Annotated in this window: 9 protein-coding genes; 3 read left to right on the top strand and 6 right to left on the bottom strand. The window is 65.6% G+C overall.

Annotated features, from left to right (window positions below; all coding sequences use genetic code 11):
* The first annotated feature begins 81 nt into the window (after positions 1-81).
* Positions 82-303: a DUF3820 family protein gene (locus ACMGGN_RS00880; RefSeq protein ID WP_012316204.1), complete on the top strand. Its 222-nt coding sequence runs from the start codon at positions 82-84 to the stop codon at positions 301-303.
* A gap of 119 nt (positions 304-422) precedes the next feature.
* Here the strand turns inward: ACMGGN_RS00880 and ACMGGN_RS00875 are convergent, their stop codons facing one another.
* The 3 genes from ACMGGN_RS00875 to ptsP are packed head-to-tail and all read right to left on the bottom strand — an operon-like array spanning position 423 to position 5,959.
* Positions 423-2,162 carry a PTS fructose-like transporter subunit IIB gene (locus ACMGGN_RS00875; RefSeq protein WP_115273890.1) on the bottom strand — a complete coding sequence of 580 codons (1,740 nt, stop codon included), beginning with the start codon at positions 2,160-2,162 and terminating at the stop codon, positions 423-425.
* The gene (pfkB, locus tag ACMGGN_RS00870) at positions 2,159-3,106 is read right to left on the bottom strand and encodes a 1-phosphofructokinase (RefSeq protein WP_125923409.1); all 948 of its coding nucleotides are present in this window, start codon (positions 3,104-3,106) and stop codon (positions 2,159-2,161) included. Before pfkB ends, ACMGGN_RS00875 begins: the two co-directional genes overlap by 4 nt.
* Entirely contained in the window at positions 3,107-5,959 is a 2,853-nt protein-coding gene (ptsP, locus tag ACMGGN_RS00865; RefSeq protein WP_251962470.1) for a phosphoenolpyruvate--protein phosphotransferase, read from the bottom strand.
* A 296-nt stretch (positions 5,960-6,255) separates the two neighbouring features.
* On the opposite strand from ptsP, the gene cra reads away from it, so the two are divergent.
* Entirely contained in the window at positions 6,256-7,251 is a 996-nt protein-coding gene (cra, locus tag ACMGGN_RS00860; protein WP_012316208.1) for a catabolite repressor/activator, read from the top strand.
* 2 nt (positions 7,252-7,253) lie between these two features.
* Complete coding sequence (locus ACMGGN_RS00855) at positions 7,254-8,030, top strand: TatD family hydrolase (RefSeq protein WP_115273886.1); 777 nt, start codon at positions 7,254-7,256, stop codon at positions 8,028-8,030.
* A gap of 6 nt (positions 8,031-8,036) precedes the next feature.
* Here the strand turns inward: ACMGGN_RS00855 and ACMGGN_RS00850 are convergent, their stop codons facing one another.
* From ACMGGN_RS00850 to ampD, 3 genes are all read right to left on the bottom strand, one after another.
* Positions 8,037-10,049 carry a methyl-accepting chemotaxis protein gene (locus ACMGGN_RS00850; RefSeq protein ID WP_414156382.1) on the bottom strand — a complete coding sequence of 671 codons (2,013 nt, stop codon included), beginning with the start codon at positions 10,047-10,049 and terminating at the stop codon, positions 8,037-8,039.
* 102 nt (positions 10,050-10,151) lie between these two features.
* Positions 10,152-10,982 carry a regulatory signaling modulator protein AmpE gene (gene ampE, locus ACMGGN_RS00845; protein WP_414156381.1) on the bottom strand — a complete coding sequence of 277 codons (831 nt, stop codon included), beginning with the start codon at positions 10,980-10,982 and terminating at the stop codon, positions 10,152-10,154.
* Positions 10,979-11,551: a 1,6-anhydro-N-acetylmuramyl-L-alanine amidase AmpD gene (gene ampD, locus ACMGGN_RS00840; RefSeq protein ID WP_046784524.1), complete on the bottom strand. Its 573-nt coding sequence runs from the start codon at positions 11,549-11,551 to the stop codon at positions 10,979-10,981. The genes ampE and ampD overlap by 4 nt, the downstream gene beginning before the upstream one ends.
* Positions 11,552-11,598: the final 47 nt, after the last annotated feature.

The following is an 11,598-nucleotide window of genomic DNA, read 5'->3' as shown; positions in this document are numbered from 1 at the left end:
ACGGCGTTATGCATGATTGCCGCTTGGGCGCTCGTGCAGATTGCAGTATGGTCGGCGCACTTCCATTGCCAGGCACTGCCGATGAAACCGGAAACCCTTGAACTGCTGGTAATCCGCACCATGCCCTTCGGCAAATACCAAGGGCGGATCATCGCCGACCTGCCGGGTGACTACCTGGCATGGTTCGCGCGCAAGGGGTTTCCGGCGGGTGAGCTGGGTGGGTTGCTGGCGTTGATGCACGAGGTCGATCACAACGGCCTGGGGGATCTGCTGGTGCCGTTGCGGCAAAAGCATCGGCGCTGAGCCTGTTGCGGACTATCGCCGGCAAGCCGGCTTCCCCAGGTACACCCACGGCCTTGAGAGCCGTGGGGCACCTGGGGAAGCCTACTTGCCCGCGATGAGGCCAGCGATGATCGAACGCCCTAGCCCTTGGCCGGCGCCACGACCATTTCCACCCGCTCGCTCTTCTTGATCAGCGCATACACCACCGCCGTCAGCAGGCTACCCGCGACAATGGCCAGCAGGTACAGCAGCGCATGGTTGATCGCATTGGGAATCAGCAGCACGAACAGCCCGCCATGGGGCGCCATCAGCTTGCAACCGAAATACATCGACAGCGCGCCGGTCAATGCGCCGCCGGCGATACTTGCCGGGATGACCCGCAGCGGGTCTTTGGCGGCGAACGGGATGGCGCCTTCGGAAATGAAGCACAAACCCAGCACCAGAGCGGCCTTGCCGGCCTCGCGCTCGCTCTGGGCGAACTTGCGCCGGGCCAGGAACGTGGCGATACCGAGGCCGATCGGCGGCACCATGCCGGCCGCCATGGTCGCCGCCATCGGCGCGTAGCTCGAGGATGCCAGCAGCCCTACCGAAAAGGCATAGGCCGCTTTGTTGATCGGCCCGCCCAGGTCGATGCACATCATGCCGCCGAGCAGCAGCCCGAGGAGGATGGCGTTGGTGGTGCCCATGCTGTCGAGAAACTGGGTCAGGCCTTCGAGCATGGCGGCCACCGGTTGGCCGACCACGTAGATCATCACCAGGCCTGTGAACAGGCTCGCCAGCAGCGGAATGATCAGGATCGGTTTGAGCGCATCGAGGCTGCTCGGCAGGCGTGCCCAACGCGCAATGGCTTTGGCGCTGTAACCGGCGAGGAAGCCGGCGACGATACCGCCGATGAAACCGGCCCCCAGGGTGCTGGCCAGCAGGCCGCCGATCATGCCGGGCGCCAGGCCCGGGCGGTCGGCGATGGACCAGGCGATATACCCCGCCAGCAACGGCACCATCAGCTTGAATGCGGCCTCGCCGCCGATCTGCATCAATGCAGCCGGCAGGGTGCCCGGTTCTTTGTAGGCTTCGATGCCGAAAACGAACGACAGGGCAATCAGCAAGCCGCCTGCCACCACCATCGGCAGCATGAAAGAAACACCGGTCAGCAAGTGTTTATAAACACCGGTTTTCTCGGCCTTGCCGGCACTTGAAGCGGCTGCAGCGTCACCTGCGCTTTCCACCTTGGCCTCGGCCAGGGCCTTGTCCAGCGTGGCGCGGGCTTGCTTGAGGGCGATGCCGGTACCGCAACGGTAGATCCGCTTGCCGGCAAAACGGGCCGTGGGCACTTCGATATCGGCGGCCAGCAGCACCACGTCGGCTTCGGCGATGGCCTGGGCCGACAGCGGGTTGCGCGCGCCGACCGAGCCTTGGGTTTCTACCGTCAGTTGATAGCCAAGCTGTTGCGCGGCCTGCTGCAACGCTTCGGCTGCCATGAACGTGTGCGCCACGCCAGTCGGGCAGGCGGTTACCGCGACGAGCTTGGCCGCAGCAGTGGCCAGGGGCTGTTCGGCTTGATGAGTATCGGCCTGTACCTGGGCATTTGCGGCCGCCTCGTCGAGGAAACCTTCACGGTCGGCCAGCGCTTGCGCCGGTGTGCTCTGGAACAAACGCTTGCCCGCGAAGCGGGCCAGGTCAACCGGCCCAGTGCTGACAACCAGCACCCAGTCGGCATCAGCGATCTGCGCGGCGCTCAGCTGGCGGTCGGGATGCTCGGCATCCTGCACTTCCACGCAGGTTTTCCAGCCGCGGCGCTGGGCGGCAGCGGCCAGCAGGCGCGCGCTCAGCACGCTGGACACCTGGCCGTTGGGGCAGGCGGTGACAATGGCAATGTTCATCGGCGAGCCTCTTGTTGTTCTGTCAGTTGCACGGCGGCCTCCAGGCGCGCCAGTTGCTCGCGGTCACGGATGCCGAAACCGACCTGGGTCACGGCCTGGGCGGCGATGGCCGTGGCCCGGCGCAGGGTCTGCGCAGGCGCTTCAGCCAGCAGCAGGCCGTGCACCATGCCCGCCACCAGCGAGTCGCCCGCGCCCACCGTGCTGGCAACCTGCACCTGCGGTGGCTGGGCGTGCAGCGCGTGGCCAGCTGTAAACCAGCTGACGCCCTGCTCCCCCGCCGACACCACCACGTGCTCGATACCCGTGGCCAGCAGTCGTTGGGCGGCAGCCTGCTGTTCGGCGGCGCTGTGCACGTCAAGGCCAAGCACTTCGCCCAGCTCTTCGGTGTTCGGCTTGACCAGCCAGGGGGCGCTCTGCAGGCCTGCGCGCAGGGCCGCACCGCTGCTGTCCAGGGCAACCTTCAGGCCTTGGCCCTTGAGCTGTTCGAGCAACCGGGCGAACCAGTCAGGGCTGATACCGCGTGGCAGGCTCCCAGCCACCACCACGGCGTCATGCCCGGGGGCCACCTGTTCAAGCAGGCGCATCAGGGCCTCACATGCGGCCTCATCGACCTGGGGGCCTTGGCCATTGATGTCGGTCACCCGGCCATCAGCCTCGACCAGTTTGAGGTTGCTGCGCGTCTCACCCGGTACACGCACGAAGCAATCGGCAAAGCCGCGCCATTCGATCAACGCCTCGAACGGTTGCAGGTTGCCCTGGCCAAGGAAACCACCGACAGTCACGCTGTGCCCCAGGTCGGCCAGTACCTGGGCCACGTTCAGCCCTTTGCCGGCGGCATGGCTGTGCTGGTCCTGGGCACGGTTGACGTGCCCGGGGCGCAGGGCATCGAGGCTGACGGTGATGTCCAGCGCCGGGTTCAGGGTCAGGGTAAGGATCTTGGCCATTCAGTAACGCTCCACCAGCGCGCGAACCGCTGCGGCGCTGTCTTGTTGCAGGGCCTCGCGCGCCAGGGCGCGGGCCGTCTGATGATCGGCCTGGCGAACCAGGGCCTTGACTTCGGCAACGCTGCGGGCGGCCACGCTCAGTTCGTCCACGTCCAGGCCCAGCAGCACCGCCACCGCCTGCGGGTCGGCGGCCAGTTCACCGCACACCCCTACCCACTTGCCCTCGGCATGGGCAGCGCGCACGGTCATGTCGATCAGGCTCAGCACGGCCGGGTGCAGGCCGTCGGCCTGGGCCGACAGGCTGGGGTGGCCACGGTCGATGGCCAAGGTGTACTGGGTCAGGTCGTTGGTGCCGATACTGAAAAAGTCCACTTCGCGGGCCAATTGTGGCGCCAGCAAAGCGGCGGACGGCACTTCGACCATGATGCCCAGTTGCAGGTCGGCTACCGGAATTTCCTCGCGCAGGCGCTCGACCATCGCCCTCGCCTCCCGCCACTCATGCACCTGGCCGACCATCGGGAACATGATGCGCAACGGGCGCTGATCCGCGGCGCGCAGCAGGGCCCGGAGCTGGTCTTCCATGATCTGCGGGCGCTGCAAGGTCAGGCGCACGCCCCGCACACCGAGGAAGGGGTTTTCCTCGGCAGCGATCGGCCAGTAGGGCAACGGTTTGTCACCGCCCACATCGAGGGTGCGCACTACCAGTGGCCGCCCGCCCAGCCCATCGAGCACACGGCGGTATTCGGCTTCCTGGGTGGCGACATCCGGCACCTGCGAGTGGGCCATGAAGATCAGCTCGGTGCGCAGCAGGCCGATACCTTCGGCGCCCTGCTCCACCACCTTGTCGATGCCGCCGCTCTGGCCGATGTTGGCGAATACTTCGACGGCATGGCCATCGCGGGTTACCGCTGGCTCATGACGGTTGGCCCAGGCTGCTTGCAGGCGCTGCTCGCGCAGGTCACGCTCGGCCAGCGCACGTTGCAGCTCATCGGCTGGCGGGGCGACGCTGACTACGCCGCGCTGGCCATCGAGCAACAGCGGCGTACCTGGTTCAAGCAGCAGAATCGCCGCCCCCGCGCCGACCACCGCCGGGATGCCCAAGGCCCGCGCAACGATCGCGCTGTGAGCGGTTGCGCCGCCATGGGCGGTGACGATACCGGCAACCCGCGCCGGGTCCAGGCGGGCCACATCAGAAGGGCCGACTTCGCCCATCACCAGCACGTAAGGTTGCTCAGGCTCGGCCTGCGTCTGCACACCGCACAACTGCGCCAGCACCCGGCGGCCGATATCGCGCAGGTCGGCAGCACGCTCGGCGAGCAGCGCATCATGCAGCGCCTCTTGTTGGCGGGCCGCCGCTTCGATCACGGCCATCCACGCGGCGGCGGCGCTTTCACCCTGGGCCAGACGCAGTTCGACATCGTCGGCCAGTGCAGGGTCGGCGAGCATTTCCTGATGGGTGACGAAGATCTCGCCGACGGCCTTGTCGCTGCGCTGCACCAAGGCCTGCAGCTCGGCGTTCACCGCCTCCATTGCCCGGCGCAGCTTGACCCGCTCCTGCGCTGGCGATTCGCCACGCAGCGGATAATCGATGTCACGCTCGACGCAGACATGGGCGGGCCCACTGGCAATGCCGGGGGCTGCAGCCACGGCCTGTATACGGCTACCGGCAGCCGGCGCCTGCAAGACCTCGACGGGCGCTGGGTTCACCGCAGCCGCAGTTTTCGGCAATGGCTCAACGTCCTCACCCAAGCCCTGCTCGATTGCCGCCAGCAGTACCGGCAAGGCATCACCGGCAATGGACGGCTCGGCCAGCAGCTCCAGTTCCTGACCACGGCGTGCGCCAAGGCTGAGCAGCTTGCTCAGGCTCTTGACCGAAACCGCAGGTTGCGCGCTGTCCAGCACACGCAGGCGGATTTCGCCCTCAAAACCCTTGGCCAACTGCGCCAGGATTTTTGCCGGGCGGGCGTGCAGGCCATGTGGGTTGGCCAGCACGAAACGAGCGCTGGGCCAGTCGGGAGCGGTCTCACCACCCAGCACCTCAAGTACCGCGCGGCTGCTGGTGGCCTGGTAAAGCGTTTGCCCGCGCCCCTCGATCAGTACCTCGCACAGGCGCTCGAGCAGCGCCTGGTGGGCAGCGCCGAGGCTGGCCAGGCAAAACAGGCCATTGAGTGGCTGGTCGCGGTAGCGCAGCGGCTGCTGCGGGGTGACGAAGGCCAAGCCTGGCTGACGTACCTGCCGCTCGCTGTGCAGCCACCAGAGCCCCTCGCCCAGGGGCAAGGGCTCGGCCTGCTGCAGCACCGCGGCAAAACCATTGTCGACACACCCGGCACGCTGCAACAGGCGGGCACCGCGCCAGGCCAACTCGTCGAAGTCTTCGGCGGGCAGGTTCAAGCTGACCAGTTGCGCATCCAGCGCCAGCGCCTGGGGTGCGCCCTGCAGCAGCTTGAGCAGCGCTTCGGCGGAACTGGCACGGCGCAGGGCTTCGGCCAGGTCGGTCTCGCCCAGGGCACGGGTCAGCAACTGCAGCAAACGCAAGTGCTCGTCGGAGCGTGCGGCAATGCCGATGGCCAGGTAGACGATCTGGCCGTCCCCCCAGTCCACGCCTTCAGGAAACTGCAGCAAACGCACGCCAGTGGCATACACCAGGTCGCGGGTCTGCGGCGTGCCGTGGGGGATGGCGATGCCTTGGCCGAGGAATGTAGAACCTTGCGCTTCGCGCGCCTGCAGGCCCTGCAGGTACCCTTCGGCGACCAGGCCGTCAGCGACCAGTCGATCCGCCAGCAGGCGCAGAGCCTGGCCTTTGTCGACGGCCGTCTGGCCCATGGCTATCTGCTCTTTGGCGAGCTCGAGCATGACCTTCTCCTTTTGCAGCCCCTGCGCGCACTTTTGCACCGGGTACTGAGGTATTGTTGTGAAATTCACGTATTCAGCCAGTCAACGGCCTTGCACGAGCGGCAGGGAAGGCAGAAAAATTAATAGCTGAAACGTTTAATCTGACCAAGCGGCCACGTTACTCGATAATCTTCCGGGGAAAAAGCCCCATCCTGTCGGACAATTGCGACAATGGTCGTCTGCGCGTGGTGGCCGGCCCGGGTCAAACTGCCCGGTCTGGTTGTACGGCCCGCCCCGGTAATAACAAGGAAAATTCGGTGAAACTCAGCGATATCGCCCGTCTGGCTGGTGTGTCCGTGACCACTGCCAGCTACGTCATCAATGGCAAGGCCGAACAGCAGCGCATCAGCAACAGCACCGTCGAGCGGGTGCGTGCGGTGGTCGAGGCCCACGGCTTCACGCCCAACCCCCAGGCTGCGGGCCTGCGCAGCCGGCATACCCGCACCTTGGGCTTCATTCTGCCGGACCTGGAAAACCCCAGCTACGCGCGCATTGCCAAGCAGCTGGAGCAAGGCGCCCGCGCCCGTGGCTATCAACTGCTGATCGCCAGCAGCGATGACAGGCCCGACAGTGAGCGCCAACTGCAGCAGCTGTTCCGGGCCCGGCGTTGCGATGCCCTGTTCGTCGCCAGTTGCCTGCCCCCCGAAGATGACAGCTACCGCGAACTGCAGGACAAGGGCCTGCCGGTTATCGCCATCGACCGGCGCCTGAACCCGGCACACTTTTGTTCGGTCATCAGCGATGATCGCGATGCCAGCCGCCAGTTGGCCGATAGCCTGCTGGCCACGGCACCGCGCAGCATCGCACTGATCGGCGCGCGCCCGGAGCTGTCGGTCAGCCAGGCCCGCGCAGGCGGCTTCGACGAAGCCATGCAGGGTTTTGCCGGGGACGTGCGCCGTTATCAAGGCGAGGCATTCAGCCGCGAATGCGGCCAGCGCTTGATGCAGCAGTTGATCGACGAGCTGGGCGGCCTGCCGGATGCCTTGGTCACGACGTCCTACGTGCTGCTGCAAGGCGTGTTCGACACCCTGCAGGCGCGCCCGGCCGATTCGCGCCTGCTGCACCTGGGCACCTTCGGTGACAACCAGTTGCTCGATTTTCTGCCGCTGCCGGTCAACGCCATGGCCCAGCAACATGGCCTGATCGCCGCCACCGCCCTGGAACTTGCCTTGGCGGCCATCGAGGACAAACGCTACGAACCCGGCGTGCATGCCATCGGTCGAACCTTCAAGCAACGTATTACTGTGGCCTGAACATGCGCCTGATCGACACTCACACCCACCTGGACTTCCCCGACTTCGATGCCGACCGCACGCGCCTGCTGGCTGACGCGGCAGGGCGTGGGGTGGAGCGCATGGTAGTGCTGGGGGTTTATCAGGCCAATTTCCAGCGGGTGTGGGAGCTGGCCTGCAGCGATGAGCGCGTGCGCGCAGCGCTTGGGCTGCATCCGATCTACCTGGAGCAGCACCGCCCCGAGCACCTGGTGCAGTTGCGCCAATGGCTTGAACGCCTGCAGGGCGATCCGCGGCTGTGCGCCGTGGGCGAGTTTGGCCTGGACTACTACGTCGAAACCCTGGACAAGGCGCGCCAGCAAGCGCTGTTCGAAGCACAATTGCAGATGGCCTGTGACTTCGAACTGCCCGCCCTGCTCCACGTGCGCCGCAGCCATGCCCAGGTGATTGCCACACTCAAGCGCTACAAACCGGCGCGGGCCGGGATCATCCACGCGTTCGCGGGCAGTTATGAAGAGGCGCGCGAGTACATCAAGCTTGGTTTCCGGCTCGGGCTGGGTGGTGCCGGGACCTGGCCGCAGGCAGTGCGCTTGCGCAAGACCCTGCCGCGCCTGCCGCTGGAAAGCATCGTGCTGGAAACCGACGCCCCGGACATGGCCCCGGCGATGTTTGCCGGTGAGCGAAACAGCCCGGAGCATCTACCGGAGATTGCCGGGGCATTGGCTGAGGTGATGGGCATTGATGTGCACGTGTTGGCCGAGGCCAGCAGCAAGAATGCCTGTGAGTTGTTTGGCTGGTAGTACTGGCTAAACCCTGAACGCCCCGATCAACCGTTTCAACTCTACCACCTGCTCCGACAATGCCCGGCTGGCATCCTCGGCCTGGCAAGCCCCCACCGAGGTGTCCTGTGCCGCCTGGTTGATCGCCACGATGTTCTGGTCGATGTCATGGGCCACCGCCGTCTGCTGCTCTACCGCCGCCGCTATCTGCTGGTTCTGCTCGACAATGCCGCCAACCGCGCCAAGGATGTTGCCCAGCGCCTGCTGCACCTGGCGTGCCTCCTCGACCGTGCCCGCCGCCATCTGATGGCTACTGCCCATGGCGCGAACCGCTGCCCCGACACCGTCCTGCAAACGCTGGATCATCTGCGCTATCTGCGCGGTGGAATCCTGGGTGCGCTTGGCCAAGGTACGCACTTCATCAGCGACCACGGCAAACCCCCGGCCTTGCTCACCGGCCCGAGCTGCCTCGATTGCAGCGTTGAGTGCCAGCAGGTTGGTCTGCTCGGCGATACTGCGGATCACCTCCAGGACTTGGCTGATCGCCTGGCTGTCGTCGGCCAGCTGATTGATCGCCAGCACCGTCTGGTCGATTTCGGCTGCCAGCCGGCCAATGCTGCCCTGCTGCTCTTGCACCAACGTGCGGCCATTGGCACTTTCGTGGTTGACCTGCTGCGCACCATCGGCGGCCAATGCAGCGCTGCGCGCCACTTCCTGCGCAGTGGCGCTCATCTGGTTCATCGCCGTGGCGACCTGCTCGATCTGTTCACGCTGGCCGCTGACTGACTGGCTGCTGCGTGCCGATACCGCCAGTACCTGCCCGGCCTGCGCTTCGACCGCCACAACGGTGTGGCCGACCTGCTCGATCAGGCAACGGATACGGCGCACGGTTTCGCTGAAACCCTGGGCCAGTTCGCCCAGTTCGTCGCGGCTGTTGGCCTTGAAACTGACCGTCATGTCACCGGCCGCCACCTTGTCCATCGCGCCGCCCAGCTTGCGCAGGGTCGTGCGGATCGATACATAGAAGCCCCCGTAGAGGTAAAGGATCAGCGCGAAAACGCCCGCCAGTACGGCCCCCAAGGCGACCATGCGCAGGCGCTGCTGGCCAAGACGCTCCTGCAACTGCAGGTGCAGATGCCCAAGGACTTGTTCGTTCAGTTGGTAGGTGTGAGCCATCAGCTCACTCACCTGTCGATAGAAGGCGGGCCAGGGCGCATCAAGGGTTTCAGCGACCACCACACGCTCCTCGAACAACGCGGCGGCTTGCTTGACGGAAAGCTTGCTGGCCTGTGCCGCGGCGATCATGTCGGCAGGGACGCCGGGGTCACTGGCCAGGGCTTCATCCACCCGCATGCCATAGTCCGCCGCCAAACGCTCCAGGCGTTGCAGCAGGTCTTCGAAGCGGACGCTGCCGGATGAGTCGATGAACCCTCGGCCAAGCGCGATGGCGCCCATCGTCCTGCCCTCGCCCAAGGCCAGGGTCACCTGGGCGGTGGCAGTGCCGAGCAGTTCGCTCAACTGGCGCACCGAAACCTGGCTGTCCTGGCTGAGGCCGGACTGGCTGGCCACCAGTTTGCTCAGCACCTGTGCTTGAGCCAGCAGCTTGTCGAACAGGGCGACCTTGGCCTGCAAGGACGTTTCGGCCTGGGCGCTGGCAAAAGCGCCAGCCAGCTCGTCCAGCTTGGCCTGGGGAACCGACTCATGGCCCTGCAGGGCCTGCACCTGTGCCTGGACCTTGTCCTGCAACGCAGCGATGCGTGACTCCAGGTCGCCGGCCTGGCCCGACTGCCCGAGCACGGCATTGATCTGCATGAGGTTGCCGAGGGCTTCCAGGTCGGTGCGCAATGCCAAGCTGCCGCTAAGCGGGGTAATACCCTGCAATTGGGCACGGGTTGCCTGAAACTGCTGATAGGCGTCGCGCACCAGGTAGCTGCTGGTGGCGAGCATGGGCAGGAAGAACAGGGCGCTGATGAGGCTGAACTTCTGGCCGAAGCTCAGCCGGTTCATCAGTGCGATTGCCGGGTAGAGCAGACGCTTCACGGGGCACCTCCTTGGATTCTTGTTGTTCTGCGAGGGGTAGCACTAGGCCACCTGTATAGCGCAGATCGAACCGGAGGTTTGTAACTTAAGGTTAACCGGCGCTCAGACCAGCACCGTCCACAGCGCAAAGCCCGCATACCACAGCACCGCACAGCGCAACAGCAGCTCCCACAGGCTATCGAGCCGAGCCAGACCGCGCTGGCTGTCCTCTTGTTCGGGAATGTCATCGGCAACCCGCCCGACCCTGGCCACCAGGTGCCCGGCGCTGATGTGCCAGTTAAGCAGTTCGTGCAGCATCACGCGGGTCACTGCGACGAAATTGCCGACGAGGGCGAAACTCAGGGCCAACACGCGTACCGCAAGCCAGTCCATGATGTGCCGCAGCTGCTCGGCCCGGGCCTTGAGCGCCGGTTGGCAACTGTTATCGCCTGTCAGCGCCAGCAGGCGATAGGCCAGCGCCGCCCCGGGGCCGAGCACGAAGTACCAGAAGATCACGGCGAAGAAACTCTGATAGGCCTGCCACAACAGGTAGCCTTGCACGCGCACCAGCAAAGCCTGGGGTTCATCAGCCACCAGGCCCAGGTCGCGCTCGGCCACATGCAGCGCGGCCTGGTCGTCGCCGCGCCGCCAGGCATCGCGAAACGGCCCAAGGGCGGCCTTGGCATCGCCGCGGCCGAGGCTGTAGATCAGCACCAGCAGGTGCACCGGCAGGGCCAGCAAACCATAGGCCACCGGGTCGAGCACGTGCAGCAGCAACACCAGCACCGCCACGGGTGCAAGCACCAGGATGGCCAGGCTCCACCAGGGGTGCATCTTCCCGCTGCGCTCCAGGCGCACCAGCTCGCCCAGGAAGAAGCCATCGCGCTGTACCTGATGGCGCAGGGCGGAGAACTTCTCGACCCACAACGCCAGTATCAACACCAGAAAACTCATGCCTTGTCCTCGTTGTGCTGCACGGCTGCGCGGTAACGCTGCCAGTCGAATGCCGGGCCAGGGTCGGTCTTGCGCTGCGGGGCAATGTCGCTATGGCCCTGGATCCGGCCCAGGTCGATAACCGGCCAGGCCGCCTGAATCTGCCGGGTGAGTTGCTCCAGCACACGGTACTGGGCATCGCTGTACGGCAGGTCGTCGGTACCTTCCAGCTCGATACCGATGGAAAAGTCGTTACAGCCTTCTCGCCCGTCAAAACATGACACGCCGGCATGCCAGGCACGGTCCAGCAACGACACGAACTGGGTCACCGCACCGTCGCGCTCCACGAACAGGTGCGCCGATACGGTCAGGTGGCTGATGCTGGCAAAGTAGGGATGTTCGCTGGGGTCCAGGCGGTTCTGGAAGAACTGTTGGACTTTGCCGCTGCCGAAGCAGGCCGGCGGCAGGCTGATGTTGTGGATCACCAGCAGGGAAATCGATTCGCCCTCGGGTCGCGCGTTGAAGTTCGGCGAAGGGCAGTGGGTGATTCCGTTTCCGTGGAACCAGCCGGTGGCACGGTCCAATTGCATGGGGCAGTTCCTGAAGAACGCTGGGTACAGAGGCGCAGTATGCCCTG

Source organism: Pseudomonas sp. BNK-30 (genome assembly GCF_047456185.1).
GTDB classification, from domain to species: domain Bacteria; phylum Pseudomonadota; class Gammaproteobacteria; order Pseudomonadales; family Pseudomonadaceae; genus Aquipseudomonas; species Aquipseudomonas putida_E.
This window is presented reverse-complemented; position numbering and strand designations above follow the sequence as displayed.

Coding starts and splice junctions, on each gene's coding strand:
- ACMGGN_RS00875 (WP_115273890.1), bottom strand. CDS start 2,162: ATGAACATTGCCATTGTCACCGCCTGCCCCAACGGCCAGGTGTCCAGC.
- ampD (WP_046784524.1), bottom strand. CDS start 11,551: ATGCAATTGGACCGTGCCACCGGCTGGTTCCACGGAAACGGAATCACC.
- ACMGGN_RS00855 (WP_115273886.1), top strand. CDS start 7,254: ATGCGCCTGATCGACACTCACACCCACCTGGACTTCCCCGACTTCGAT.
- ptsP (WP_251962470.1), bottom strand. CDS start 5,959: ATGCTCGAGCTCGCCAAAGAGCAGATAGCCATGGGCCAGACGGCCGTC.
- ACMGGN_RS00880 (WP_012316204.1), top strand. CDS start 82: ATGAAACCGGAAACCCTTGAACTGCTGGTAATCCGCACCATGCCCTTC.
- ampE (WP_414156381.1), bottom strand. CDS start 10,982: ATGAGTTTTCTGGTGTTGATACTGGCGTTGTGGGTCGAGAAGTTCTCC.
- pfkB (WP_125923409.1), bottom strand. CDS start 3,106: ATGGCCAAGATCCTTACCCTGACCCTGAACCCGGCGCTGGACATCACC.